Here is a 24,419-nt window from a genome sequence, read left to right as displayed (position 1 = left end):
GTAGTCAGCCGTCCGCACCGTGCTCAGCTGGGCAAACACGCACGAAGGCGTGTGCAAAACCTGTGAGCGTATTGTTTCCGAATTGTTACCTCGGCTGTGGGCTGGGTCATGCGATCATCGCGCGCACGCACACCGTCACGTAGGGCAGTGCCAGGCCGTTGGCGCCCGCCAGCGCGGGGTGCGTGTCAAGTAGCCGGCGGACCTGCTCGAGTGTGCGCGTGCGAACGTTCTCCGGCGAGGTGATGCAGTAACTGCGCGAGGCCACCAGGTCGATCAACGCCTGCGGAGTCAGGTAGCTGGTCCACTCCACCTGGTGCCGTGCGACATCGGTGAACGGCGTCGGCAGCTCGACCGTCTGGCTGAATGGGTCGGCCTCGTGGCCGATGATGCGCCCCAGCTCTTTGACCCAGCCGAGACGTTCGTCACGGTTGTTCCACACCAGCCCCAGCCGCCCCCCTGGTCGCAGTACCCGGGCCACCTCCTGGATCGCCCGCTCGGGGTCGAACCAGTGCCAGGCTTGGGCCACCAGCACGGCGTCCACGCTGTCGTCGGGCAGGGGAATCTCCTCCGCCGTGCCCAGCAGCGCCGGCGTGTCGGGCAACGACCGGGTCAACAGCTCCAGCATCTCCGGAACCGGGTCGACGGCGACGACGTCGAGGCCGCGCTCGGCCAGGCGGGTGGTGAGCTTGCCCGTCCCGGCGCCCAGGTCCAGGACACGGCGTGCACCGTCGGGGAGCAGCCAGTCGATGGCCTCGGGCGGATACGACGGGCGACCGCGCTCGTAGGCGGCGGCCTCGGCACCGAACGACAGGGAGCGCTGTCGCGAGGTCTCGGTCACCGCTCCGCGAGTTCCAGGGTCCGGCGGATCAGTTTGCCGACAGCCTCGGTTTCGAGCAGGAAGCCGTCGTGTCCGTATTTCGAGTCCACCACGTCGAGACCGTCGCAGCCGGGCAGCAACTCGGCCAACTCGGCCTGCAACCGCAGCGGGTACAGCCGATCGGAGGTGATGCCACCGACCACCGCGGGCACCGGGCAGCCCCGCAGCGCGGCTTCGATCCCCCCGCGGCCACGGCCGACGTCGTGGCTCGACAGCGCGTCGGTGAGAGTGACGTAGGTTCCGGCGTCGAAGCGCGCGACCAGCTTTCGGCCCTGGTACTGCAGATAGCTCTGCACCGAGTAGCGTCCGCCGCCACCGGGGTCCTCCCCGGCCTGCGGGTCGTTGCCGAATCGGTCGTCCAGTTCGTGCTCGCCGCGGTAGGTCAGATGTGCGAAGCGCCGCGCGATCTCGAGGCCGACGTCCGGGCTGCGGCCTGTGCCGTAGTAGTCGCCGCCGCACCAGTTCGGGTCGGCCTTGATGGCCGCGACCTGGTTGGACTGTGTGCCGATCTGGTCGGCGGTCGCGCGGGCGCCGACGGCCAGGACCAGCCCGGCCCGGACCCGGTCGGGATGGGTGATCATCCACTCCAAGGCACGGGCACCGCCCATCGAGCCGCCGACGACGGCGGCGACTTCGCTGATACCGAGGCGGTCCAGCACCGCGATGTCCGCGGCCACCTGATCGCGGATCGACACCGCGGGAAAGCGTGAGCCCCAAGCTTTTCCGTCGGGCGCGGGCGAACCCGGCCCGGTGGAGCCGCGGCACCCGCCCAGCACGTTGGTCGAGATCGCGCACCAGCGGTCGGTGTCGATCGGGGCACCCGGTCCGGCCACCCCGTCCCACCATCCGGCGGTGGGATGACCGGGTCCGGCCGGTCCGGTGATGTGCGAGTCGCCGGTCAGCGCGTGCAGCACCATCACCACGTTGTCCCGCTCGGGCGACAGTGTGCCCCAGCGTTGCACCGCGATCGACACGTCCTCGACGACCTGACCGTTCTCCAGGGTGAGCGAGCCGATGTCGATGACACCCACCTCGCCTTCGGGGGGCAGCGTCACCGGGTGCGCAACCACGTCCACGATTGTCACGTCACGATCCCTAGAACGAGGCAACGGTGTGCGGATCCGTACTCGTGGAAGCCGACCGGGTACGGGCGGCCCCGGCGGCGGCGAAGCCCTGCTCGAGGTCGGCGACGATGTCGTCGATTCCTTCGATGCCGACCGCGAGACGGACCAGCCCCGGGGTCACCCCGCTGGCGAGCTGCTCCTCGGGTGACAACTGCTGGTGCGTCGTCGACGCCGGATGGATGACCAGGGAGCGGACATCGCCGATGTTGGCGACATGGCTGTGCAGGGTCAGCGCGTTGACGAAGGCCTTGCCGGCATCGATGCCGCCCTCCAGTTCGAAGGCCAGCACCGCGCCGGTTCCCTTGGGTGCCAGCTTCTTCCCGAGCTCGTGCCACGGTGAGCTGGGCAGCCCGGCGTAATTGACCGAGATGACGTCGGGGTGTGCGGCCAGGTATTCGGCCACCCGCTGCGCGTTGGCCACATGGCGTTCCATGCGCAGGCTCAACGTCTCCAGGCCCTGCGCGATCAGGAAGGCGTTGAACGGTGAGGCCGCCGAACCGAGGTCGCGAAGCAATTGCACCCGCGCCTTGAGCGCGAACGCCGGCGCGCCCAGTTCGGCGAACACCACACCGTGGTAGCTCGGATCGGGGTTGGTGAAGCCGGGGAAGCGGCCGTTGGTCCAGTCGAAGGTGCCGCCGTCGACGATCACGCCGGCGATCGCGGTGCCGTGTCCGCCCAGATATTTGGTCGCCGAGTGCACGACGATGTCCGCCCCGTGGGCGAGCGGCTGGATCAGATACGGCGTGGCGATCGTGTTGTCGACGATCAGCGGGACCCCGGCGTCGTGGGCGACGGCTGCGACGGTCGGAATGTCGAGGACGTCGATCTGCGGGTTGGAGATCGTCTCCCCGAAGAACGCCTTGGTGTTCGGCCGGACCGCGGCACGCCACGACTCGGCATCGTCGGGGTTGTCGACGAAGGTGACGTCGATGCCGAGCTTGGGCAGCGAGTAGTGGAACAGGTTGTAGGTTCCGCCGTACAGGCGCGGGCTGGAGACGATGTGATCGCCGGCGTTGGCGATGTTGAGGACCGCGAACGTCTCCGCGGCCTGGCCGGAGGCCAGGAACAGGGCGGCCACCCCGCCCTCGAGGGCGGCGATGCGCTGTTCGACGACGTCGGTCGTCGGGTTCATGATCCGCGTGTAGATGTTGCCCGGTTCAGCCAGGCCGAACAGCGCCGCGGCGTGATCGGTGCTGTCGAAGCTGTAGCTGGTGGTCTGGTAGATCGGCAGAGCCCGCGCGTGGGTGGCGGTGTCGGGCTGCTGTCCGGCATGGACCTGCTTGGTCTCGAACGACCACCGGGCGCTGGGGTCGGTGTTGTGCTCGCCGCTCATTGTTGTGTTCTCCTCCGCGAAGGGGCCTGGAATGGGTGAGGTGATCGCTGCTGCGCGTTACCGACAACAGTGGATCGGTGACCTCGCCATCAGGTGTCCCCATCTACTCAGGGGGCCCGTTCACGGCGGACCCGCGCTTGCCGCGTAGCCGGTGTGGCTACTCAACCTGGTTCATCACCCGGGGCACCCCACCGCGGTTGGAGGGTTGCCGGCCAGCAAGCCGGGGCTTCACGCTGGCGCTCATGACCGAGACGAAGCGTAGCGCACTGCGCAGCGACGATGCCAGCGGGTTGGACGCGCGGAGGTGCTGACCGGCGTCAGCCGGTGGCCTGCCCGGGGTCGGCGCGGGAGTCGGAGTGCCGGTCGATGAAGTCGGCGATCAGCGCCGAGATCTGGTCGGGTGCCTCGAGCATCGGAATGTGTCCGACGCCGGGCAGGCGGACGACCTCGGCGCTGTCGGGCAGATGCTGCAGGAAGTAGCGGTTGCCGCGGGGAGTCGGGAACACCCGGTCCTTCTCGCACAGCACCAGTTGGGTCGGCGCGCCGAGACCGGCCAGCTCCAGCAGTCCGGGTAGGTGCAGCGTCTTGACCAGCAGCTGCAGGTAGGCGCGGCAGTGGGTGGCGTCCTCGACGAGGGCGCGCAGCTCGGCCTCGGGCGGTCCGTCGGCGGGTCCGCTGACCGGAAGGGTCGCCAGCCGGCGGACGAACGGCCACGTCAGGATGCGCGGACCCACCAGCCGGGCCGCGATCAGCGCCGGGCCGCCGAGGACGAACTTCAGCACGGTTTCGTACTTGGACAGCGAGTGGTGCGGCCACCCTCCAGCCGGGGCGATCGCGGTCAACGTCCGGGCCCGGCCGCGGCGCTCGAGCTCGAATGCGGCCCAGCCGCCCAGCGAATTGCCCACGATGTGGGCGGTCTGCCAGCCCAGCTCGTCCATCCGCTGCTCGATGTCGTCGACGAGCATCGCGGTGTGCAGCAGCCAGCTCGGCGACGGACGCCCGCCGTGGTGGCCCAGCATCGTCGGGGCGTACACCTCGAACCGACCCGTGGCGGCCAGGTCGGCAGCGACGGTGTTCCAGACGTTCTGCGAGCACAGGAAAGGGTGCAGCAGCAGGACCGGCTCGCCGGTTCCGGCGTGGATCGGCTCTCGTTGTGCCATGCGCCCGACACTAAGGTGATACCGCCGGTACCGCAAGAATGTGCGCGCCGTCCGGCCCGTTATGGTCGGCGGTCGTGACAGGCCCTCTCACGGTGAGCACCGTCAACGTCAACGGCATCCGGGCGGCGGTCAAGCAGCGCTCGGCCGAGAACCTCGGGTTGTTGCCGTGGCTGAGGCAGACCACCGCCGACGTGGTGTGCCTGCAGGAGACCAGGGCGGACGACGAGCAGCTCGCCGCCGCGCTGGCCCCGGCATTGGCCGACGGCTGGCATCTGGCCTCGGCCACGGCGCACGTCAAAGGCCGCAACGGTGTCGCCCTGCTGTCCCGCGCGCCGTTCGACAACGTCAGGATCGGCTGCGGCGCCGAGGAATTCGCCTGCCACGGCCGCTACATCGAGGCGGACACGGCCGGGGTGACGGTGGGCAGCGTGTACGTGCCCACCGGCGAGGCGGAGACCGAACGGCAGCGGGAAAAAGAGCGCTTCATGGCCGCCGTGCAGGCCCGGATGGCCGATCTGCTGGCGCGAGGTGCCGATGCGGTGCTGTGTGGGGACTGGAACATCGCGCACACCGAGAACGACATCAAGAACTGGAAGGGCAACGTCAAGAAGGCCGGCTTCCTGCCTCAGGAGCGGCAGTGGTTGACCGACCTGCTGGCCACGGGCTGGACCGACGTCGTGCGCCAGGCGCATCCCGGGGTGCCCGGCCCGTACGCGTGGTGGTCGTGGCGCGGCAAGGCGTTCGACAACGACGCCGGCTGGCGCATCGACTACCAGCTCGCCACCCCGAAGCTGGCCGCGCGCGTGGCGTCGGTGCGCACCGAACGGCCGGCCGCCTACGCGTTGCGCTGGTCCGACCACTGTCCGGTCACCGTCGAATACCGCTGACCACGAGGACACTCAGGCCGCCGGGCAGCCCTCCCGGTTGGGGCCGTCCAGGGCCGCGGGGGCGTTCTCGATGGCGGCGTGCACCGCGTCGAGGACCGCCGGATCCCACGTCAACGCGGTCTGCCAATCCAGGTCGGCCAGGTTGGACACATAGATGCTGTGCGTGTCGTCGAACACATGGCAACGCCGGTGCGGCAGCACGGGATCGCCGATATCGGCGGCCAGCGCGCTCTGCAACGCCACCAGGCCGTCGTTGGGCCAGACCGCCGAGTTCACCGGACCCTGCTTGGTGAACTTCTTACCGGCGATCAGCACCACCGGGATCTGGTCGAGGACCCCTGACTGGAATTCGTTCCAGCCGTTCTCGCCCATCAGGTACGCCTGATTGACTTCTCGGCCCGAACCGGCCATCAACCGCTGCACCTCGGTCTTCATGTCCTTCATCGCGCTCTCGCAGAATTCGTCGCCGAGGCAGTCGGACAGCGGAAGCAGACCGTTCGCGTAGTCGGACAGGTAGGAACCCTGCCACGGTGTCCCGAGGGTGGTCAGCGAGCGGACGCGCACCGGAGAATCCGTCGACACGAGCACCCGGATCGCGGCGCGGGAGTACAGACCGCCCATCGAGTGGCCGACCAGATCGACCTCGTTGACGCCTTTCTCGGTGTGCAACCACGTCAGGAAGCGCGCCAGGTGCTCGCCGGCGGTGTCGATGCTGCCGGTGGAATTGACCGTCATGTTCTCCGGCAGCGTGACCGGGCAGACCCCGAACGCGCCGAAGCCGGTCTGGTCGACCACCTGGCCGCGTCCGGCCATCGCCGGCGAGGTGTACACCGTCAGCCCCTTGTCGAGCAGGTACTCCCGCAGTGCGGTGTCGGTGTTGCCTGCCGCGAGCCCGGTGGCACACGCCTGGTCCGGGGTGGTGAACGGGCTCGTCGCGTCGCCTCCTGAGACGATGACCGCCGCGCTCGTCGAGTCGCGGGACGCGGATCCACCGTCGCTCTGGCATCCGGCCAGTGCCGCCGTCATCAAGGCGGTCACACTCAAAGCCAGCAATCGTCGCACGAAGCGGAATGCTAGCCCTGCCGTCGGTGACCCGTACCGGAGTTGGCCGCAGACATCGCAGCAATCCCGTCAGCGTCACGGCCCAGATGGCGCAGGAGTTGGGCGAAGTCGTCACCGACGTCGGCGTCGGTCTCGGTTGGCTGGACCGAGCGCGCGAACGGGAAGGCGCGGTCGTCACGAATCTCGCCGTCGGGCACCGCCATTGCGATGGGCAGCGCAGCGGCGATGACATCGGCGGGCAAGCGGTACGGCCGTCCGAGCGTGGTGGCGACGTCCCATCCGTGCACCACGTAATCGACGAAGTGGAAGCCCAGTGCCATCGCGCCGGGCACGGTGATCTCGGGTCCGAGTTCAGGCAGAGCGAACAGCGCGTCTTCGACGCCGTCGGTGGCGAACGCCCGGAGCGCGTCGTCGGCGGCCGAAGCGTAGGTGCCGGCCGGATCGGCAGTCACGGCGCCCGCGTAGGACTCGGCGTTCCACACCGCGTGCTCGCGACCGCCCCCGCGCGCCGCCGCGGCGAATCCATGATGCTGGGCGGTCATGTGGGTCAGCAGGTCCGCAAGCGTCCATCCGGCGCACGGCGTGGGCAGCGTCAGCATGTCGGGCCGCACGCGTCGGACCACCGCGACGGAGGACTCGATGGCGGTCCGGTGCTGAGCGTTGAACGTGTACATGAGCAGATAATAGGCATCCGCATATCATTGTGCAATGCTTATGCTGTCGCGGTGGCCTCCGGAACGCGCCCCGATCTCGCGGCGATGCTCACGCCGCTGCTGCGCGAACTGGTTGCCGCAGAGAAGCCGGCTCTCGCCCGACACGACCTGACCATGTGGGGTTATGTCGTGCTGTGTGCGTTGGATCGAGGGACAGTACGGACACAGGCCGCGCTCGCGCAGGCGGTGAACGCCGACAAGACCCGGATCATCGGCACTCTCGACGAACTGCAGGACCGGAATTTGATCGAACGACGTCCCGACCCTGAAGACCGACGGGTTCGGCTGCTGGCGATCACCGATGCGGGTCGTGCGGTCAAAGAAGCGGCGCAGGCGGAGATCCAATCGGGCGAAGAACGATGGCTGGGCCTGTTGACCGCCGAGGAACGCTCGGTGTTCCTGCGCGCGCTCCAGCGGATGACCCACGCGTGACCTCGCGCCCAGCAATGGGAAAATGGTCAGCACCATGAGCACCACAACCAAGCCGGTCGTCTTCTCCGGCGCGCAGCCGACCTCGGATTCCCTGCATCTGGGCAACGCCCTGGGCGCGGTGGCCCAGTGGGTGGGTCTGCAGGACGGCCATGACGCCTACTTCTGCGTAGTCGACCTGCACGCGATCACCATCGCGCAGGAACCCGAGACTCTTCGCAAACGCACCCTGGTCACCGCCGCGCAGTACCTGGCCCTGGGTATCGACCCGCAGCGGGCCACCGTGTTCGTCCAGAGCCACGTCCCAGCCCATGCTGAATTGTCCTGGGTGCTGGGGTGTTTCACAGGTTTCGGACAGGCCTCGCGGATGACGCAGTTCAAGGACAAGTCGCAGAAGCAGGGTGCTGATGCCACCACGGTCGGCCTGTTCACCTATCCGGTGTTGATGGCTGCCGACGTGTTGCTCTACGACACCGACCTGGTGCCCGTCGGTGAGGACCAGCGCCAGCACCTGGAACTGGCACGCGATCTGGCGCAACGGATGAACGCCCGATTCCCGGACACGTTCGTGGTGCCCGAACCGATGATCCCCAAGGCCACGGCCAAGATCTACGACCTGGCCGACCCGACCGCGAAGATGAGCAAGTCGGCGGCCACCGACGCGGGGCTGATCTCGCTCCTCGACGATCCGGCCAAGACCGCCAAGAAGATCCGTTCCGCGGTCACCGACAGTGAACGCGAGATCCGCTTCGACCCGGAGGCCAAACCGGGGGTGTCCAACCTGCTCACCATCCAGGCCGCGGTCACCGGCGCCGACATCGACAAGCTCGTCGACGGTTATGCCGGACGCGGGTACGGAGACCTCAAGAAGGAGACCGCCGACGCGGTCGTGGAGTTCGTCACCCCGATCAAGAACCGGGTCGACGAGCTTCTTGCCGACCCCGCAGAACTGGAGAGTGTGCTGGCCACCGGTGCACAGCGCGCACGTGAAGTGTCTGGACAGACGTTGCGGCGGGTATATGACCGCCTAGGGTTCTTGCCAGCGAAACCATAAAGCCGTCGCTGGGCGACGATGACAGATCCAGGGGGTCGGATGACCGGGCCGTCCGCGACCGAGGCCGACGAGAAGCCCGGTTTCCTCGACCGGATGCGTGCCCGCATGCCGTGGTTCGACCACGTCATGCGGGCTCAGGAGCGGTACAAGACGAGCAAGGGCGATTTCTACGCCGCGGGCATCACCTACTTCACGATCTTCGCGTTGTTCCCGCTGCTCATGGTGGGCTTCGCCGTCGGAGGCTTCGTGCTGGCCAGCCGGCCGGAACTGTTGGTGGAGATCCAGGACCAGATCAGGGGCAACGTCTCCGGTGACCTCGGGCAACAACTCGTCGAGCTGATGGAGGCGGCCATCGAGTCGCGCACCACGGTCGGCATCATCGGGTTGGCCACCGCCGCGTGGGCCGGTCTGGGCTGGATGAACAACCTGCGCGAGGCGCTCAGCCAGATGTGGGGGCTCTACCGCGACGAACTGCCCGGGTTCGTCAAGACCAAGCTGTCGGACCTGCTCGCCCTGGTGTCGCTGTTCCTGGCCAGCGTGCTGACGTTGTCGCTGACGGCGCTGGGCAACACCGGTGTCATCGAGGACATTCTGTTGTGGCTGGGGTTCCCCGACTCCACGGCGTTGACCGTGGTGCTGCGGGTGGCCTCGATCGTCATCTCGATCCTGGTGTCCTGGTTGCTGTTCACCTATGTGATCGCGCGGTTACCGCGGGAGTCGGTCAGCTTTCGTAGCAGCATGCGCGCGGGGTTGATCGCCGCGGTGGCGTTCGAGGTGTTCAAGCTGGTCGCCTCGATCTATCTGAAATCGGTGCTGACCGGCCCGGCGGGCGCGACGTTCGGTCCGGTGCTGGGCCTGATGGTGTTCGCCTACATCACCGCGCGGCTGGTCCTCTTCTCCACGGCATGGGCGGCGACGCTGCCGGAGAACATGGGGGAGGAGCCGGTCCCGCCCCCCGGGCCGGCGGTCATCAACAACCGCATCATCCACCGTCCCGGCCTTCGTCCCTGGCAGGCCGCTGCGGCCGTCGCCGCGGGAGCCGTTGGTGCGCTGAGCCTTTCGCGGTGGCGGCAGCGGTAGTCGTCAGTGCTGCGGGCGCCGGTTGAGTGCTCGGGCGCCCATGATGAGGCTGAACACGATCACGCTGCCGATCACGCCCACGCCGACCCGCACCGGCATCGCGTCAGCGTCGGGCAACACGGCGTCGGCCATCGTGGTCGTCGTCGCGGACTCGGGGCCCGGTTCCGGCGCGACGAGCGCCGGGTCGGGTTCGATCAAGGTCCCCACCTTGGTGCCGGGCGCGGTGGCGAATCCGTAGTCGAGCAGCCGAACCGCTTGCTCCCACGGCGCGATCGGTTGGCGGGTTCCGCGCAGCAGCACCGCGATCAGCCGGCGGCCGTCGCGTTCGGCCGCGCCGACGTACGTCTGGCCCGCATCGTCGGTGAAGCCGGTCTTGCCGCCCAGCGCCCCGAGATAGTTGGCGAGCAGCTTGTTGTCGTTCTCGATCGGGTAGCTCGACCCGTCCCGGCCGGGGAAGGTGAAGTCGCGGGTGGCCACGATGTCCGCGAACACCGGGTTCTTCCAGGCGTATCGGTAGAACAGGCCCAGGTCGTACACCGAGGTGCTCATGCCGGGGCCGTCGAGTCCGGACGGGGTGGCGATCCGGGTGTCGCGAGCGCCCAGTTGCCCGGCGAGCACGTTGAGCTTGTTCAGCGTGGTCTGCATGCCGCCCATCTGCATGGCCAGCGCGTGCGCCGCGTCGTTGCCGGAGTACATCAGCAGCCCGTGCAGCAGGTCGTTGATGGAGTAGAAGCCGCCCTCGCCGACCCCGACCTTGGTGCCCTCCTGGGCCGCGTCGTCGGCGGTGCCCGGCACCACTTTGTGCAACGGCAGATCGCGAAGGGCCTGCGCGGCGGTGGCGACCTTGATGACGCTGGCGGGTCGGTGCCGGCCATGCGGGTCCCGGGCGGCGATGACGTCACCGGTGTCGAGGTCGGCGATTAGCCATGCCTCCGCCGAGACCTCCTCGGGCACCGGCGGGGTCCCCGGGGCGGTGATGATGCCGCAGCCGGACAGCGCGTCGCCGCCCATCGGTTTGGCGGGCACGGGCAGCGGAGCCGGCGGATCACCGAACTCGGGTACCTCCGACAGGTCGACAGCCGGCGGTGTCGTTTCGCGGTAAGGGCAGATGTTGGGGTCGACCGCGGGGTCGGCCGCCGCGCCCGGGGCCATCACCAGCATCCCGGCCATGACCAGCGCCGACGCGCGCACGCAGAAGTTCCGTAGGGTCGCCATCGTGAGCGCAGATTAAGCGATGCGGGCCGTCGGATCGGTGCGCCACGCGGTGACTGTTGTGATCAGTGTTGCAATTGTGACTCACCCTCTGCGTTCAGACTGCGACCACTGCGGGGTCCTCTCGCACTTTCCCGCCAGGAGCGCAGCCTCAACGCAGGGGCCGTGACTTTCGTCGGCCGAACTAGGGTGGTGCCAACGCCGCGTCACGCTAAGGACCCCATGTTCATCCTTGTTCTCGGCTCGATCCTCGGGCTGATGCATCTCTATGTCTGGAAGCGGACGGTCAAGGACACGACCTCGCCCGGCCGGACGAGAGTCCTGATGTCGGCGGCTCTGGTGCTGCTGCTGGCGCTGTTGATCGCCGCCCTCGTGTTGCCCCGGACACTCGGGGTGACCCACACCGGGTGGGTGGCCTGGCCGGGATACCTGTGGTTCGGCGTGGTGGTGTACCTGTTCCTGCTGCTGCTCGCGGTGGAGCCGGTGCGGCTGGTGCTGTGGCTGGCGCGTCGGCGCCGGCGCGCCGACCCACCGGCGGCGGAGCCGACCGTGGATCGCCGGGTGTTTCTGGCCCGCACCACCGCCGCAGCAGCGGGAGTCGCGGCCGTCGGGTTGGTCGGCGTCGGCGCCACCACCGCGCTGAGGCGCCCCGATCTGCTCCGCGTTCCGGTCCGCCTGCGGCGCCTCGACCCTGCGATGGACGGCTTCCGCATCGCCGTGGTGTCCGACATCCATCTGGGACCGCTGCGCGGACGGGCACACACCGAACGGATCGTGTCGATGATCAACGCGACCGAACCCGACCTGGTAGCCGTCGTCGGCGATCTGGTCGACGGGACCGTGGCCGAGCTCGGCTCCGCCGCACAACCGCTGCAGGACTTGGTCTCCCGCGAAGGGACATTCTTCGTGACAGGCAATCACGAGTACTTCGTCGAGGACACCGCCGAGTGGTTGACCGAACTCGAAAGGTTCGGGATGAACATTCTGCGCAACGAGAGCACCCGGATCCGTCGCGGCAGCGGTGGTTTCGTCCTCGCCGGTGTCAACGATCCTGCCGGCGACTCGGATTCAGCCGGGCCGGACTACGAACGGGCGCTGGCCGGTGCGACCCCCGACCAACCCACGATCTTGTTGGCGCACCAACCGGTCCAGGTACAGCAGGTGGCGCAGCGGGGCGTCGACCTCCAGCTCTCCGGTCACACCCACGGCGGTCAGATGTGGCCGTTCCACTACGCGGTCGAGCTGGCCCAGCCCGCGTTGGCCGGGTTGTCCGAGGTGGACGGGACGCAGCTGTACGTCACCCGCGGAGCAGGCTTCTGGGGACCACCCGTCCGTATCGGGGCGCCGCCGGACATCAGCGTATTGACGTTGCGCAGCGACAGCGTTTAGCCCCCGACCGGGCCGGGCATTTCTTATCAAGTTCACGGCAAACGACGACGCAAATACTCAGGTCACCTGGGCACGCTTGTCGTATCCAGCCTCAGCGGAAGGGCTCTGAACATGATGCCGACCATGACGACGAAGACCGCCGCCAACCCAGTTGTCCACCTGGAATCGCACCCGGCCTGGCGTGCCTCGCGACGGCGTGCCCGCGAGCTCGACGAGGCCATGCGCCGACACCCGTCCTACCAGTCGAGGACAGAACTGCCGCCGGTCCGGCTGCACAGCGTCTAGCACCGCGACGAAAAGGGGCACCCCGGGTACTCGGGGTGCCCCTGTGTCGTCGGGCGGTCCGCTCAGCGGACTCTTGTTTGATTATCCGCTCAGCGGACTCTTGCCTGATTATCCGCTCAGCGGATGTCGACGTAGTAGACCTGGCCGGTGACGACGTCCTGGCGGTTGTCGTCGTTGTAGCCGGTGTTGGGCACGGTGCCGCGCAGGGCCGGTCCCGGTTGGACGGCGACGACGGTCGCCTGCGACAGCGGGGTGTCGGACAGGCGGTTGACGATGACGCGGTTGCCGTCGGCTTCGAGCTGGCTGATGGTCTGCTGGGCATCGGAGCCACTCGGGGCGGCGGCGGCGGGGGCGGCCAGTCCCAGGACGGCGGCGGTCAATCCGGCAGCGGCGGCGGTGGCGACAGTGATGCTCTTCATCTCGGTTCCTCTTTCTGATCTTGAGTTCTGCCCGGTGTAACCCGCAGGTCAGGCAGTTGATTTCCGCTGGCAGAAATTGACCGGTCGCTGGCAGGAATCGACTACTCCCGCGCCAAAACCGGGTGGTAGCCGGAATACTGTGATGGTCGTCAGCGTCGATGACACACGCCGGCCTCACGAGCACGATCGACGCCAGGCAGGTCCGAACCGATCGACAGCGAAGGAACCCGCATGGCCACCATCACCACGTCCGACGGCACCGAGATCTTCTACAAGGACTGGGGTTCCGGCCGGCCCATCGTCTTCAGCCACGGCTGGCCGCTGTCGTCGGACGACTGGGACAACCAGATGTTGTTCTTCGTGCAGCAGGGCTACCGCGTCATCGCCCATGACCGACGCGGTCACGGCCGCTCCACCCAGACTCCCGGCGGTCACGACCTCGACCACTACGCCGACGATCTCGCGGCGCTCACCGAGCACCTCGACCTGCGCGGCGCCATCCACGTCGGTCACTCCACCGGCGGCGGCGAGGTCGTCCGTTATCTCGCGCGCCACGGACAGAGCCGGGTCGCCAAAGCCGCCCTCATCAGCGCGGTGCCGCCGTTGATGGTGCGCACCGAGGCCAACCCCGACGGGTTGCCGAAGGACGTCTTCGACGATCTGCAGTCGCAACTGGCCGCCAACCGGTCGGTGTTCTACCGCTCGCTGGCCGCCGGACCGTTCTACGGGTTCAACCGACCCGACACCGAGCCGTCGGAGGCGATCATCGAAAACTGGTGGCGCCAAGGCATGATGGGAGACGCGTTGTCCCACTACGACGGCATCGTGGCGTTCTCCCAGACCGATTTCACCGAGGATCTGACGAAGATCACCGTGCCCGTCCTGGTGATGCACAGTGTCGACGACCAGATCGTCCCCTACGTGGCGTCGGGTCCGAAATCGGCTGAGCTGCTTCAGAACGCGACGCTGAAGACCTATCAAGGCTTTCCGCATGGCATGCCGACCACCCACGCGGACACCATCAACGCCGACCTCCTCGACTTCATCAAGGAGTGACGGCCGTGTCTCCCGTCGCGCCGGCGCCACCGTTCACACGCGACACCGCCGCCGCCAAAGTCCGCGCCGGAGAGGATCTGTGGAACACGCGCGACCCGCACCGCGTCGCGCTCGGTTACACCGTCGACAGTTGGTGGCGCAACCGGTCGGAGTTCCTGCGCGGCCGCGAGCAGATCGTCGACTTCCTCACCGCCAAATGGCAACGGGAGCTGAACTACCGGCTGATCAAGGAGCTCTGGGCACACGGACCCGACCGGATCGCGGTGCGGTTCGCCTACGAGTACCACGACTCGTCGGGACAGTGGTTTCGCGCCTACGGAAACGAGAACTGGCAATTCGAGTCGGACGGTCTGATGAAGACCCGGCACGCCAGCATCAACGACGTCGCGATTGCCGACTCAGAGCGGTTGTTCCATTGGGACTCATCCGGTCCCCGTCCGCCGGACCACCCCGGACTGAGCGATCTGGGTCTGTGAGAAGAACGGACTCACCGCGTTCAGAATGCGCTCACGGTGCTGCTCTCTCGCACTTTCCCGCCACAGCCGCAGTCTCAACGCCGGGGGAGTCGGGTCTGCTCGAGGTCGACCCAGCCGAGGTATCCCGCGCCGATGCTGCCCAGCCAGAGCCGCCCGTGGGCCTCGACGGCTGCGGTGACCATGCTGAAGTTCGGATGGGTGGTGCGCAGACCCGCAACCGGTTCGCCGCTGTCGGGGTCGAACGCCACCGCCCACACCACCGACGCCGGCTTCGGCTGCAGGCGTGGCGGTAGCCGCCACACCATCTTGCGCAGCATCGGTGGCCCTGCCGCCAGGCGATCGGCCACCGGGTTGGCCGGGGTGACCATGGCGCACCAGATCCGGCCTTCGGCCCCGGTCGACAGGTTGTCGGGCATTGCGGGCAGGTTGACCGCCAGCGGTGTCAGCTGACCGGCCTGCGGGCCGGTCAGCCAGTACTTGGACAGGCGCCGGCCCTGTGTCTCGGCGATCACCAGCGCCGAGCCGTCCGCGGTCAGCGTCACCCCGTTGGCGAAGTACAGACCGTCGACAACGGTGGTGACGGTGCCGTCCGGGTCGAGGCGGTGCAGCGCCCCGCGCCCGCGCGCCTCCAGGATGGCCCCGACATAGTCGGCGACCGTGAACGCGCTCGTCGACTCGGTGAAATAGACGGTGCCGTCCGCGGTTTCGACCACATTGGAGCAGAACTGCAAGATCCGGCCACCGACCTGCGTGACGAGGGTCGTGACATCGCCGGTGGCGGTGTCGACGGAGAGCAGCCCCTTCGGGCTGTCGCATACCAGCAGCCGTCCGTCCGCACGGAAACCCAGGCCGAGCGGACGCCCGCCGGTGTTTGCGACGACCTCGGCGGCGCTGCCGTCGGGTCGCAACCGCACGATGCCGCCGTCGTGGGCACCGGTCCACAACTGCCCGTCACTGCCGACGCGGACATCCTCGGGCTCGCCGCCGGGCACCGGTACCAGGTTGATCACCGGAGCGGGGACCTCGGGTAGCGCGTCCACGGCGGGGGCCTGCCACCGCACCGGATCGACGGGTGGCTTGGATCTCGCGGGGACGTTCACACCAGAAGTCTCGCCGGAATTGCGCTCCGCGAGGGGAGTTCGCGCGAAAACGCGCTCGGAACGCAATTCCGGCGGAGACGTCTACATGCGTGCCGAGGCCTCGCTCAGTACGCCGTGCAGGATGTCGTAGATCGCGTCGAACTCCTTCTGCCCGCAGATCAGCGGCGGAGCCAACTGCACCACTGGGTCGCCGCGGTCGTCGGCGCGGCAGTACAACCCCGCCTCCCACAACGCCGGCGTCAGGAACCCGCGCAGCAGCCGCTCGCTCTCCTCGTCGTTGAAGGTCTCCTTGGTGGTCTTGTCCTTGACCAGCTCGATGCCGTAGAAGAACCCTTCACCGCGCACGTCACCGACGATCGGCAGGTCGTGCAGCTTCTCGAGCGTGGCGCGGAACGCCGGCGCCATCTGCTTGACGTGGTCGTTGATGCCTTCACGCTCGAAGATGTCGAGGTTGGCCAGGGCCACCGCCGAGGACACCGGGTGCCCGCCGAAGGTGTAGCCGTGCCCGAACGTGGTCTTGCCGTCGTTGAACGGCTCGAACAACCGGTCGCTGGCGATCATCGCCCCGATCGGGGAGTACCCCGAGGTCAGACCCTTGGCGCAGGTGATCATGTCGGGTACGTAATCGAAGTCGTCACAGGCGAACATCGACCCGATGCGGCCGTAGGCGCAGATCACCTCGTCGGAGACCAGCAGCACGTCGTACTCGTCGCAGATCTCGCGGACCCGTTCGAAGTAGCCGGGCGGCGGCGGGAAGCAGCCGCCGGCGTTCTGCACCGGCTCCAGGAAGACGGCCGCGACGGTGTCGGGGCCCTCGAACTCGATGGCCTCGGCGATGCGGTCGGCGCAGTAGGCGCCCCACGCCTTGATGTCGGTGTCATACGGCGCGGGTGCGCGGTAGAAGTTGGTGTTCGGCACCCGGAACCCGCCGGGGGTCAGCGGCTCGAACGGCTTCTTGAAGTCGGGCAGGCCGGTGATGGCCAGCGCGCCCTGGGGGGTGCCGTGATAGGCGATGGCCCGCGAGATCACCTTGAACTTGCCGGGCTTGCCGGTCAGCTTGAAGTACTGCTTGGCCAGCTTCCAGGCTGATTCGACGGCCTCGCCGCCGCCGGTGGTGAAGAACACCCGGTTCAGGTCGCCGGGGGCGTAGTGGGCGAGACGCTCGGCGAGCTCGATCGCCGTCGGCGTGGCGTAGGACCACAGCGGGAAGAACGCCAGCTTCTCGGCCTGCTTGGCGGCGGCTTCGGCGAGCTCCTTGCGGCCGTGGCCGGCCTGGACCACGAACAGTCCGGAGAGCCCGTCGATGTACTGGCGGCCCTGGTCGTCCCAGATGTGGACACCCTCGCCGCGGGTGATGATCGGCGGGGTGATGCCGGCGCCGTGCCGGGCGAAGTGTCCCCACAGATGGCGGTTGGCCTTGGCGCCCAGATCTGTGGACACCTCGGGTGCGATATCGGTTGTTGTCATCGTGTTCCCCAATTATATTGCTGCTTAACAAGTTTGAGATAGACGAGCGTTTCTGTGGATATCACTCCCGGCAATGCGCGGATCTGGGTGTTGAGTAGGTCGAGCAGGCTGTCGTCGTCCTCGCAGACCACTTCGACGATCGCGTCGAAGGATCCTGCGGTGAGCACCACGTAGTCCACCGACTCGATGGCGGCGAGTTTCTCCGCGATCTTGGTGGTGTCGCCGGTGCAGCGGATGCCGATCATCGCCTGGCGCGCGAAGCCCAGCTGCATCGGATCGGTGACCGCCACGATCTGCATGACGCCGGCGTCGACCATGCGCTGCACGCGCTGACGCACGGCCGCCTCGGACAGGCCGACCGCCTTGCCGATGCCCGCATAGGAGCGGCGGCCGTCCTGCTGCAGCTTCTCGATGATCGCCTTCGACAGCTCGTCGAGCTGGAACGCGGCCCCGGGGCGGGACTGGTTGACGCGGAAAGAGACGGGGCCGACGGCGCGCGGTATCCCCGGGTTAGCCATGCCGATGATTGTGCACGGAATCCGTCGTCGCAAGCAACCAGAACCATGAAATCACGCGTGGCGGGTATCTGACGCTGAGGTAATACGTACCCGCGGCATGGCTATCCCGCACGCTGCGCGATAGCGTTGGGTGCATGACTGTGGTTTCTTCGCAGACGGTGGCCGGCAGCTGGATCGACGGAGCGCCGGTGACCACCGGCGGCCCGGCGCACACGGTGACCAACCCGGCCACCGGCGCCCCCGTCGTCGAATTCGCGCTGGCGGGCCCCGGTGACGTCGACGCCGCGGTGGCGTCGGCCCGTCGTGCCCTGCCCGGCTGGGCCGGGGCCACCCCGGCCGAGCGCTCCGCGGTGCTGGCCAAACTCGCCAAGCTGGCCGAGGAAGCCACCGACACGTTTGTCGCTGAGGAGGTCGCCCAGTGCGGCAAGCCGGTGCGGCTCGCCCGAGAGTTCGACGTGCCCGGCAGTATCGACAACATCGACTTCTTCTCCGGCGCCGCCCGGCTTCTCGAGGGCAAGGCGTCGGGGGAGTACTCCGGGGATCACACGTCGTCGATCCGCCGGGAGGCCGTCGGTGTCGTCGCGACCATCACGCCGTGGAACTACCCGCTGCAGATGGCGGTGTGGAAGGTGATCCCGGCGCTGGCCGCGGGCTGCAGCGTCATCATCAAGCCCGCCGAGATCACCCCGTTGACGACGCTGACACTGGCACGGCTGGCCAGTGAGGCCGGCCTGCCGGACGGGGTGTTCAACGTCGTCACCGGCGGCGGCGCCGACGTCGGCACCCGGCTCGCGGGACACGCGGGCGTCGACATGGTGACGTTCACCGGCTCGACACCGGTGGGCCGCAAGGTGATGGCCGCCGCCGCGGTGCACGGGCACCGCACCCAGCTCGAACTCGGCGGCAAGGCGCCGTTCGTGGTGTTCGACGACGCCGACCTCGACGCCGCGATCCAGGGTGCGGCCGCCGGCGCGCTGATCAACACCGGCCAGGACTGCACTGCGGCCACCCGCGCGATCGTCGCCGCCGACCTGTACGACGATTTCGTCGCCGGTGTGGGCGAGTTGTTCGGCAAGATCGTGGTGGGCGACCCGGAGGACCCCGACACCGACATCGGCCCGCTGATCACCGCGGCGCACCGCGCCAAGGTCGCGGGCATGGTGGAGCGGGCGCCCGGCGAGGGGGGCCGGATCGTCACCGGCGGTGTCGCACCTGACGGGCCGGGATCGTTCTACCGGCCGACGGTGATCGCCGACGTGTCCGAGCAGTCCGAGGTGTGGCGCGACGAGATCTTCGGGCCGGTGCTGACGGTGCGCCCGTTCACCGATGACGACGACGCGCTGCGCCAAGCCAACGACACGGCCTACGGGTTGGCGGCCTCGGCGTGGACGCGTGACGTGTATCGCGCGCAGCGGGCGTCACGCGAGATCCACGCCGGCTGCGTGTGGATCAACGACCACATCCCGATCATCTCGGAGATGCCGCACGGCGGGTTCGGCGCCTCCGGGTTCGGCAAGGACATGAGCCAGTACTCGCTCGAGGAATACCTGTCGATCAAGCACGTGATGAGCGACATCACCGGCGTGGCCGACAAAGAATGGCACCGCACGGTTTTCGCCAAGCGGTAGGTGGCCGCGAACGTGCATTCCCGGTAGCCGCCGAGAGGTTCGCGCTACCACCTGTGCACTCTCGCGACACCAGCCTCAGGCGTGCGGCACCACGATCACCGGCACGTCCACCCCGGCGAGGATGCGGGCCGCGGTCGACCCCAGGAATATCCGGCGCGGGGCCGCGAAGCGGGCCGACCCGACCACCAGCAGATCGCCGTCCTCCCACTTGAGCTTCTTCAGCGCCGATTCCAGCGTCATGCCGGAGGCGACCAGGGATTCGATGTCGGGACTGTCCGGCACCGCCCGCGCCGCCTCGACGAGGTTCTTCTCGGCGGCGGCGACCTGCGCGGCCCGCACCTCCTTGGCGTCGGCGGCCTCGGCGAGGTTCTCCGCGGACACCAGCGACAGCATCCGGATCTCCAGTTGCGCCGCGCTGGCCAGCGTCAGTGCGAACGGCAGCGGGTTGTCCTCCCCGGGTCGGGTGGGCACCGCGGCGGTCACGGCGTCGAACGACTCGTCGGGATCCTCGGCGTAGCCGCGCGGGGCCAGCGCCACCGGGATCGGCGAGGTGTGCAGCAGTGCCCCGGTGACCGGGCCGATGGTGTGGCGGCCGAAGAAGCCGTCGCGGGCACCGCCGACGACGATCAGATCCGAGTCGTGCTGCTCGGCGAACTCGATCAGCTTCTGCGCGAACGACTCCCCGACGGTCACCGTCGCGGTGGCGTGGACGCCGTCGGCCGCCAATGCGGCCACCGCTTTGCCGGCCCACTGTTCACCGTGCTCGATCAGCCACTGCTGGTACTCGGCCCGGCCGGGGTGCCCGTCGGGCAGTTCCTCGCGGACGACCAGCACGACGTCGACCGTCGCGTCGAAAGTGCGGGCGAGCGCGCTGGCCAGCGCGACGCCGTCGTCGCCGGTCGGGGTGGCAAGGTAGCCGACGGTCAGATGCATTGCAGGGCCTGCCTGTTCAGAAGGTGTCGGGAACTTTGACTTCGGTGGTGGCGTTGAGCGTCTCTCCCCGGAAGAACCGCTTGGTGCCGAAGGCGAAGCACAGCAGCATCAACGGGATGCCCAGCACCAGCATGCCGACGCCGAGCACGAACACCCCGCCCAGCGAGCCGAACGCGGTGTAGCCGTAGTCGGGCTGGATCATGTCCTTGGCGCTGATGACGAACGCCACCGCCATGAAGGTGCCGCCCAGGAACGGGAAGATCCCGCGGAAGAACAGGTTTCGCGTCGACTCGAACAGCGTGCGGCGGAAGTACCACACGCAGGAGAATGCGGTGATGCCGTAGTAGAACGCCACTGCCAGGCCCAGTGAGGCGATGGAGTCGGCCAGCGCGTTCTCCGACAGGATCGTCAGCAGAAGGTAGAAGAACAACGCCGACAGGCCCATCACGATGGTGCCGAAGGCGGGAGTCATGTACCGCGGGTGCACGTAGGCGAACCGCTTCGGGATGGCCTCGTAGACGGCCATCGACAGTGTTCCGCGCGCGGTCGGCAGGATGGTGGTCTGTGTCGAGGACAGCGCCGACACCGACACGGTGAGCAGCAGCAGCGACGCGGCGAGGCTGCCCGCGACCGGTTCTCCCAGCACGGTGAGCACGTCGTCGGTGTTCATCGCGTTGTTCAACCCGATCCCGACGTCGCCGAACCCGGCGAACGACTGGATGGCGTAGGCCACCAGCACGTAGGTGCAGACCAGGATGACGGTGGTGATCAGCGCCGCGATGCCCGGTGTCTTGCCGGGGTCCTTGGTCTCCTCGCCGACGGCCAGGCACGCGTCCCAGCCCCAGTAGATGAACACGCACAAGATGATCGCCGCGGCGATCGACGAGAGGTCGAGCCCGCTGGGCCACAGCCACGACAGCTGCGGCGTGATGGCCTGTGCGCCTGCGGTGCCGGCAAAGACCCGGACAAGTGCGATGATGCTGACGACGATGAGCACACCGAACTGGATGGCGATCAGCACGTTCTGCATCCGTTCGCTGACCACGATGCCGCGCGCGGACAGTGCGGTCATCGCCAGGATGAAGAACGAACCGAGTGCCACCTTGGCGAAGACGTTGTCGGCCAACGCGTCCAGGCCCAGGAAATTGAACAGGTAGATCGCCGCGATCTCGGCGACGTTGGCCAGCACGATGATCGCCGACACCGCCAGTCCCCAGCCGCCGATCCAGCCGACCCAGGGGCCGAACGCCTTGACACCCCAGGTGAAGGTGGTGCCGCAGTCGGGGGTGTCCTGGGACAACTCCTTGTAGGCGAACGCCACCAACAGCATCGGGATGAACGCCAGGACGAACATCGACGGCGCCTTCTCGCCGACCGCCAGCACGACGTAGCCCAGGGTGGCCGCCAGGCTGTAGGCGGGGGCCACCGCGGCCAGGCCGATGACGACGTTGCCGACGAGGCCGAGTGCCCCCGCTTGCAGACCCTTGCCACCGACGGCAGGCGTCACGGGAGGTTCATCGGTGATTGCCATGCGCGAAATATACGGTTCCGATGGTTGTTGTGCGCGCCGTACGCTGAAATAGTCGCGACTGCGCTGATCTGCAACGAAATCCGATGGTGCTGAGATGTCGGCAGCGAGTTTTACACTCGTTTCATGACCGCGGGCACCGGCGCCGGTGACTTCGAGCAATTGCGGCCGCATCTGGTCGCCGTCGCCTACCGATTGACCGGTACGGTCGCCGACGCCGAAGACGTCGTGCAGGACGCCTGGCTGCGGTGGGAGGCCCACCGCGAGACGGCAATCGATGATCTGGCGGCATGGCTGACGACCGTGGTCAGCCGGCTGAGTCTGGACCGGCTGCGCTCGGCGGCGCGTCGGCGCGAGATGTACGCGGGGCAGTGGTTGCCCGAGCCGGTCGTCACGACGGTCGACGGCGACGATCCGCTCGCGGCTGTGGTGGCCGGTGAGGACGCCCGGTTCGCGGCGATGGTGGTGCTCGAGCGGCTGACGCCCGACCAGCGGGTGGCTTTCGTCCTGCACGACGGCTTCGCGATGCCGTTCTCTGAGATCGCCGAGGTGCTCGGGGCGACGCCGGGGGCTGCGCGGCAGCTCGCCTCACGGGCGCGCCGGGCCGTCGCCGGGGCCTCGAAGCCTGCCGACGAGCACGCCGAGGTGGTCGGGAAGCTACTGGCCGCGATGGCGTCCGGGGATGTGGCGGCGGTGGTCGAGCTGCTGCATCCCGAGGTCACGTTCACCGGGGATGCGAACCGCCGCGCCCCGACTGCCCCGCAGGTCATCCGGGGCAGCGACAAGGTGACGCGGTTCCTGTTCGGGCTGGCTCGCCGCTACGGCCCACGGCTGTTCGAGGTCGCTGCCCCGTGCCTGGTCAACGGTGAGTTGGGGTTGTTCACCGCCGGTGCCGCAGCCAACGATGAGTGGCCGGCGATCGCACCGCGCATCCAGGCGATGACGGTCAGCGACGGCCGGGTGGTGGCGATCTACGACATCGCGAACCCGGACAAGTTCACCGGCTCCCCTCTCGGCCGGGACCTGGTCACCCGTCTGGGGTGAGCTGGGGGATGACGTATTCGGCGAAGCAGCGCAGGGACTCCACTGTTCGCGCCGGATCGCCGATCGCCTCGTGGTAGACCGCTATCCGGTGGGCGCCGGTCTCGAGGATGAAATCGCCGAGCTCGTCGACGACGCAGCCCACCGAGCCGATGATCGCGGATTCGGCCACCATCTCTGCCATCGCTTCCGGCCCGGCGGGGGTGCCGTCGGGTCCGAGGTGACGATTCGGCGCCTGTGGTACGTGCGGATGGTCACCGTCGCGGAAGGACTGCACCAGCGCATTGCGGAGCCGGTCCCGCGCGTCGGTCGAGTCGTCGACGATCGCGATCACGGTGTGTAGATGGTCGGGCTGGTTGACGCCGCCGGCGGCGCGGTAGCGCTGCTCCAGTGCCACCCGGGCCGCTACGGGCGTGGCGAAATAGTGTTGCAGCGCAAGTCCGTTGGTGGCCGCGCATTTGATTCCCGGTTCGCTGCCGGTGGCCAGCAGCAGCGGCGGATGCGGTCGGGTCCGTGGTGCTGGCTGGACGTCTCCGGGGGTCTGGGTCGACCACAGGTCCAGCAACCGGTCCACTGTGGCGTGCGGCTCGTCGTCCCACCGGGCCACGTCGATGTCGAGTCTCTGGTAGTCACGCAGGTAGCCGCCGCGGCCGAGGCCGAGCTCGAAGCGGCCGCCGCTGAGCTGATCGAGCAGTGCGGCGCGCTCGGCCAGATCGACGGGGTGGGCCAGCGGCGAAAGCACCACCGAGGTGCCGACCCGGATGGCGCGGGTGCGGCCGAGCAGGAAGCCGGCGGTGGTCAGCGCGCTGGGGTTGAGTCCGAAGCGGATGAAATGGTGCTCGGTGACCCAGAGTTCGTCGTAGCCGAGCTGTTCGGCGAGCTCGGCTTGGGTCAAGGTCAGATCGAAGACGTCCTCGGGGGTCGCGCCGAGGTTCGCGCTCATGTTGAGCAGGACACCGAATCGCATGGCGACTTAGGCTACCCTAAGTCGCCATGCGGTTGGGGCTCAGTGCCACGGCACCCGGCAGGCGTCCCCGGAGTTGAACCCCTGCTCGGCGATGCCCAGCGCGGTGTTCATCCGGGCCCGCATGTTCTCCACACCGATCTGATACGTCAACTCGATCACCCCGCGCTCGCCGAAGCGGTGACGCAGATCGTCGACCTGTCCGTCGGTGACGGTGTGCGGGTCGGCGGTCATCGCATCGGCGTAGGCGATCGCGGCGCGCTCGTCGTCGGAGAAGTGCGACGACGTTGCGTAGTCGTCGATCTCGGTGAGTCGTGTCAGGTCCAGACCTTCCATGCGCATCAGCATCGAGCCGAAGTCCACACACCATCCGCAGCCGATGCGGCGCGCGGTCCAGTACACCGCCAACTCCCGCACGCTTGCCGGCAGGGTGTGTGACGTCCGCTCCAGCAGGGTTTCGTGCACCGCCCCGGCCAGCAGCAGCCCGGGGTGGTGCGCGGTGACGGTGAAAGGTTCGGGCACCTCACCGAAGCGACCGCGGGTGATGCGATACATCAGGCGGGTGATGAGCGGGGCGCGGTCGGGGGACAGGGCGGGGATTCGAGGGGTCATGTCCCTTTGACGAGACGGCCCGCCGGCATGTGACAACGCTGACGCATCCCTGACGAATCCCCGCCCCGGCTT

At 68.2% G+C, this 24,419-nt stretch carries 24 protein-coding genes, 1 pseudogene and 1 riboswitch; of the genes and pseudogenes, 10 read left to right on the top strand and 15 right to left on the bottom strand.

Going from position 1 to position 24,419, the window contains the following annotated elements; translation table 11 throughout:
- Positions 1-106: 106 nt before the first annotated feature.
- The 4 genes from ACEWX3_RS22065 to ACEWX3_RS22050 form a co-directional block, all read right to left on the bottom strand.
- Positions 107-838 carry a class I SAM-dependent methyltransferase gene (locus ACEWX3_RS22065; RefSeq protein ID WP_374157700.1) on the bottom strand — a complete coding sequence of 244 codons (732 nt, stop codon included), beginning with the start codon at positions 836-838 and terminating at the stop codon, positions 107-109.
- A complete protein-coding gene (locus tag ACEWX3_RS22060; protein ID WP_374157699.1) occupies positions 835-1,962 on the bottom strand; it encodes a homoserine O-acetyltransferase in 1,128 nt (375 codons plus the stop codon). The genes ACEWX3_RS22065 and ACEWX3_RS22060 overlap by 4 nt, the downstream gene beginning before the upstream one ends.
- A gap of 10 nt (positions 1,963-1,972) precedes the next feature.
- On the bottom strand, positions 1,973-3,334 hold the full coding sequence (locus tag ACEWX3_RS22055; RefSeq protein ID WP_374157698.1) for a bifunctional o-acetylhomoserine/o-acetylserine sulfhydrylase: 1,362 nt from the start codon (positions 3,332-3,334) through the stop codon (positions 1,973-1,975).
- Positions 3,335-3,462: 128 nt separating this feature from the next.
- Positions 3,463-3,582, bottom strand: a riboswitch (SAM riboswitch).
- Positions 3,583-3,651: 69 nt separating this feature from the next.
- Positions 3,652-4,494: an alpha/beta fold hydrolase gene (locus ACEWX3_RS22050; RefSeq protein ID WP_207067829.1), complete on the bottom strand. Its 843-nt coding sequence runs from the start codon at positions 4,492-4,494 to the stop codon at positions 3,652-3,654.
- 74 nt (positions 4,495-4,568) lie between these two features.
- On the opposite strand from ACEWX3_RS22050, the gene ACEWX3_RS22045 reads away from it, so the two are divergent.
- Positions 4,569-5,381, top strand: a complete 813-nt coding sequence (locus ACEWX3_RS22045; protein ID WP_374157697.1) for an exodeoxyribonuclease III — start codon at positions 4,569-4,571, stop codon at positions 5,379-5,381.
- A 12-nt stretch (positions 5,382-5,393) separates the two neighbouring features.
- On the opposite strand, the gene ACEWX3_RS22040 is transcribed toward ACEWX3_RS22045, so the two are convergent.
- Together ACEWX3_RS22040 and ACEWX3_RS22035 are read right to left on the bottom strand one after the other, a co-directional pair.
- Positions 5,394-6,419: an esterase/lipase family protein gene (locus ACEWX3_RS22040; protein ID WP_374159919.1), complete on the bottom strand. Its 1,026-nt coding sequence runs from the start codon at positions 6,417-6,419 to the stop codon at positions 5,394-5,396.
- 35 nt (positions 6,420-6,454) lie between these two features.
- Positions 6,455-7,117, bottom strand: coding sequence for a TIGR03086 family metal-binding protein (locus ACEWX3_RS22035; protein WP_374157696.1), 663 nt, complete (start codon positions 7,115-7,117; stop codon positions 6,455-6,457).
- 84 nt (positions 7,118-7,201) lie between these two features.
- Between ACEWX3_RS22035 and ACEWX3_RS22030 the strand changes: the two genes are divergently transcribed.
- The 3 genes from ACEWX3_RS22030 to yhjD are packed head-to-tail and all read left to right on the top strand — an operon-like array spanning position 7,202 to position 9,719.
- Positions 7,202-7,588, top strand: a complete 387-nt coding sequence (locus ACEWX3_RS22030) for a MarR family winged helix-turn-helix transcriptional regulator (protein ID WP_374159918.1) — start codon at positions 7,202-7,204, stop codon at positions 7,586-7,588.
- Between the two features lie 34 nt (positions 7,589-7,622).
- Entirely contained in the window at positions 7,623-8,639 is a 1,017-nt protein-coding gene (gene trpS / locus ACEWX3_RS22025; protein WP_374157695.1) for a tryptophan--tRNA ligase, read from the top strand.
- Positions 8,640-8,678: 39 nt separating this feature from the next.
- Entirely contained in the window at positions 8,679-9,719 is a 1,041-nt protein-coding gene (yhjD, locus tag ACEWX3_RS22020; protein ID WP_374157694.1) for an inner membrane protein YhjD, read from the top strand.
- Between the two features lie 3 nt (positions 9,720-9,722).
- Here yhjD and ACEWX3_RS22015 read toward each other — a convergent pair whose 3' ends face one another.
- Positions 9,723-10,934 (bottom strand): D-alanyl-D-alanine carboxypeptidase family protein, encoded by a 1,212-nt coding sequence (locus tag ACEWX3_RS22015; protein ID WP_374157693.1) that lies wholly within the window; start codon positions 10,932-10,934, stop codon positions 9,723-9,725.
- Positions 10,935-11,153: 219 nt separating this feature from the next.
- Between ACEWX3_RS22015 and ACEWX3_RS22010 the strand changes: the two genes are divergently transcribed.
- Both ACEWX3_RS22010 and ACEWX3_RS22005 read left to right on the top strand, forming a co-directional pair.
- Complete coding sequence (locus tag ACEWX3_RS22010) at positions 11,154-12,320, top strand: metallophosphoesterase (RefSeq protein ID WP_207067823.1); 1,167 nt, start codon at positions 11,154-11,156, stop codon at positions 12,318-12,320.
- Positions 12,321-12,443: 123 nt separating this feature from the next.
- Positions 12,444-12,605 (top strand): hypothetical protein, encoded by a 162-nt coding sequence (locus ACEWX3_RS22005; protein ID WP_207067822.1) that lies wholly within the window; start codon positions 12,444-12,446, stop codon positions 12,603-12,605.
- A gap of 116 nt (positions 12,606-12,721) precedes the next feature.
- Here ACEWX3_RS22005 and ACEWX3_RS22000 read toward each other — a convergent pair whose 3' ends face one another.
- On the bottom strand, positions 12,722-13,024 hold the full coding sequence (locus ACEWX3_RS22000) for a hypothetical protein (RefSeq protein WP_207066579.1): 303 nt from the start codon (positions 13,022-13,024) through the stop codon (positions 12,722-12,724).
- 231 nt (positions 13,025-13,255) lie between these two features.
- Here ACEWX3_RS22000 and ACEWX3_RS21995 point away from each other — a divergent pair, with 231 nt between their 5' ends.
- Together ACEWX3_RS21995 and ACEWX3_RS21990 are read left to right on the top strand one after the other, a co-directional pair.
- Positions 13,256-14,080, top strand: coding sequence for an alpha/beta fold hydrolase (locus ACEWX3_RS21995; RefSeq protein WP_207067821.1), 825 nt, complete (start codon positions 13,256-13,258; stop codon positions 14,078-14,080).
- A gap of 5 nt (positions 14,081-14,085) precedes the next feature.
- The gene (locus ACEWX3_RS21990) at positions 14,086-14,556 is read left to right on the top strand and encodes a nuclear transport factor 2 family protein (protein ID WP_221349139.1); all 471 of its coding nucleotides are present in this window, start codon (positions 14,086-14,088) and stop codon (positions 14,554-14,556) included.
- Positions 14,557-14,630: 74 nt separating this feature from the next.
- Here the strand turns inward: ACEWX3_RS21990 and ACEWX3_RS21985 are convergent, their stop codons facing one another.
- From ACEWX3_RS21985 to ACEWX3_RS21975, 3 genes are all read right to left on the bottom strand, one after another.
- Positions 14,631-15,656, bottom strand: coding sequence for an SMP-30/gluconolactonase/LRE family protein (locus ACEWX3_RS21985; RefSeq protein ID WP_374157692.1), 1,026 nt, complete (start codon positions 15,654-15,656; stop codon positions 14,631-14,633).
- A gap of 81 nt (positions 15,657-15,737) precedes the next feature.
- On the bottom strand, positions 15,738-17,123 hold the full coding sequence (locus ACEWX3_RS21980; protein ID WP_374157691.1) for an aspartate aminotransferase family protein: 1,386 nt from the start codon (positions 17,121-17,123) through the stop codon (positions 15,738-15,740).
- Complete coding sequence (locus ACEWX3_RS21975) at positions 17,120-17,641, bottom strand: Lrp/AsnC family transcriptional regulator (RefSeq protein WP_152516030.1); 522 nt, start codon at positions 17,639-17,641, stop codon at positions 17,120-17,122. The genes ACEWX3_RS21980 and ACEWX3_RS21975 overlap by 4 nt, the downstream gene beginning before the upstream one ends.
- A 134-nt stretch (positions 17,642-17,775) precedes the next feature.
- Here ACEWX3_RS21975 and ACEWX3_RS21970 point away from each other — a divergent pair, with 134 nt between their 5' ends.
- Positions 17,776-19,269 (top strand): gamma-aminobutyraldehyde dehydrogenase, encoded by a 1,494-nt coding sequence (locus ACEWX3_RS21970; protein WP_374157690.1) that lies wholly within the window; start codon positions 17,776-17,778, stop codon positions 19,267-19,269.
- 75 nt (positions 19,270-19,344) lie between these two features.
- Here ACEWX3_RS21970 and ACEWX3_RS21965 read toward each other — a convergent pair whose 3' ends face one another.
- Positions 19,345-20,202 (bottom strand): universal stress protein, encoded by an 858-nt coding sequence (locus tag ACEWX3_RS21965; protein WP_221349130.1) that lies wholly within the window; start codon positions 20,200-20,202, stop codon positions 19,345-19,347.
- Between the two features lie 16 nt (positions 20,203-20,218).
- Positions 20,219-21,733: an APC family permease gene (locus ACEWX3_RS21960; RefSeq protein WP_374157689.1), complete on the bottom strand. Its 1,515-nt coding sequence runs from the start codon at positions 21,731-21,733 to the stop codon at positions 20,219-20,221.
- Positions 21,734-21,856: 123 nt separating this feature from the next.
- Here ACEWX3_RS21960 and ACEWX3_RS21955 point away from each other — a divergent pair, with 123 nt between their 5' ends.
- On the top strand, positions 21,857-22,774 hold the full coding sequence (locus ACEWX3_RS21955) for a sigma-70 family RNA polymerase sigma factor (protein WP_374157688.1): 918 nt from the start codon (positions 21,857-21,859) through the stop codon (positions 22,772-22,774).
- Here the strand turns inward: ACEWX3_RS21955 and ACEWX3_RS21950 are convergent.
- Together ACEWX3_RS21950 and ACEWX3_RS21945 are read right to left on the bottom strand one after the other, a co-directional pair.
- Complete coding sequence (locus ACEWX3_RS21950; RefSeq protein ID WP_374157687.1) at positions 22,758-23,738, bottom strand: LLM class flavin-dependent oxidoreductase; 981 nt, start codon at positions 23,736-23,738, stop codon at positions 22,758-22,760. The two genes, ACEWX3_RS21955 and ACEWX3_RS21950, sit on opposite strands and share 17 nt — an antisense overlap.
- Positions 23,739-23,777: 39 nt before the next feature.
- Positions 23,778-24,380, bottom strand: a pseudogene (locus ACEWX3_RS21945) (carboxymuconolactone decarboxylase family protein); the annotation flags it as partial.
- Between the last annotated feature and the right edge of the window lie 39 nt (positions 24,381-24,419).

This window comes from Mycobacterium sp. G7A2 (genome assembly GCF_041902445.1).
Taxonomy (GTDB): domain Bacteria; phylum Actinomycetota; class Actinomycetes; order Mycobacteriales; family Mycobacteriaceae; genus Mycobacterium.
The sequence above is the reverse complement of the archived record's forward strand: the minus strand, read 5'-3'. Positions and strand labels throughout refer to the sequence as shown.

What these genes read in the sequence shown, in the direction of transcription:
- ACEWX3_RS22010 (WP_207067823.1), top strand. Translation starts at nt 11,154, where the DNA reads ATGTTCATCCTTGTTCTCGGCTCGATCCTCGGGCTGATGCATCTCTAT.
- ACEWX3_RS22015 (WP_374157693.1), bottom strand. Translation starts at nt 10,934, where the DNA reads ATGGCGACCCTACGGAACTTCTGCGTGCGCGCGTCGGCGCTGGTCATG.
- ACEWX3_RS22005 (WP_207067822.1), top strand. Translation starts at nt 12,444, where the DNA reads ATGACGACGAAGACCGCCGCCAACCCAGTTGTCCACCTGGAATCGCAC.
- ACEWX3_RS21995 (WP_207067821.1), top strand. Translation starts at nt 13,256, where the DNA reads ATGGCCACCATCACCACGTCCGACGGCACCGAGATCTTCTACAAGGAC.
- ACEWX3_RS21960 (WP_374157689.1), bottom strand. Translation starts at nt 21,733, where the DNA reads ATGGCAATCACCGATGAACCTCCCGTGACGCCTGCCGTCGGTGGCAAG.
- trpS (WP_374157695.1), top strand. Translation starts at nt 7,623, where the DNA reads ATGAGCACCACAACCAAGCCGGTCGTCTTCTCCGGCGCGCAGCCGACC.
- ACEWX3_RS21965 (WP_221349130.1), bottom strand. Translation starts at nt 20,202, where the DNA reads ATGCATCTGACCGTCGGCTACCTTGCCACCCCGACCGGCGACGACGGC.
- ACEWX3_RS21950 (WP_374157687.1), bottom strand. Translation starts at nt 23,738, where the DNA reads ATGCGATTCGGTGTCCTGCTCAACATGAGCGCGAACCTCGGCGCGACC.
- ACEWX3_RS22030 (WP_374159918.1), top strand. Translation starts at nt 7,202, where the DNA reads ATGCTCACGCCGCTGCTGCGCGAACTGGTTGCCGCAGAGAAGCCGGCT.
- ACEWX3_RS22055 (WP_374157698.1), bottom strand. Translation starts at nt 3,334, where the DNA reads ATGAGCGGCGAGCACAACACCGACCCCAGCGCCCGGTGGTCGTTCGAG.
- ACEWX3_RS21955 (WP_374157688.1), top strand. Translation starts at nt 21,857, where the DNA reads ATGACCGCGGGCACCGGCGCCGGTGACTTCGAGCAATTGCGGCCGCAT.
- ACEWX3_RS21980 (WP_374157691.1), bottom strand. Translation starts at nt 17,123, where the DNA reads ATGACAACAACCGATATCGCACCCGAGGTGTCCACAGATCTGGGCGCC.
- yhjD (WP_374157694.1), top strand. Translation starts at nt 8,679, where the DNA reads ATGACCGGGCCGTCCGCGACCGAGGCCGACGAGAAGCCCGGTTTCCTC.
- ACEWX3_RS21975 (WP_152516030.1), bottom strand. Translation starts at nt 17,641, where the DNA reads ATGGCTAACCCGGGGATACCGCGCGCCGTCGGCCCCGTCTCTTTCCGC.
- ACEWX3_RS22035 (WP_374157696.1), bottom strand. Translation starts at nt 7,117, where the DNA reads ATGTACACGTTCAACGCTCAGCACCGGACCGCCATCGAGTCCTCCGTC.
- ACEWX3_RS22050 (WP_207067829.1), bottom strand. Translation starts at nt 4,494, where the DNA reads ATGGCACAACGAGAGCCGATCCACGCCGGAACCGGCGAGCCGGTCCTG.
- ACEWX3_RS21970 (WP_374157690.1), top strand. Translation starts at nt 17,776, where the DNA reads ATGACTGTGGTTTCTTCGCAGACGGTGGCCGGCAGCTGGATCGACGGA.
- ACEWX3_RS22000 (WP_207066579.1), bottom strand. Translation starts at nt 13,024, where the DNA reads ATGAAGAGCATCACTGTCGCCACCGCCGCCGCTGCCGGATTGACCGCC.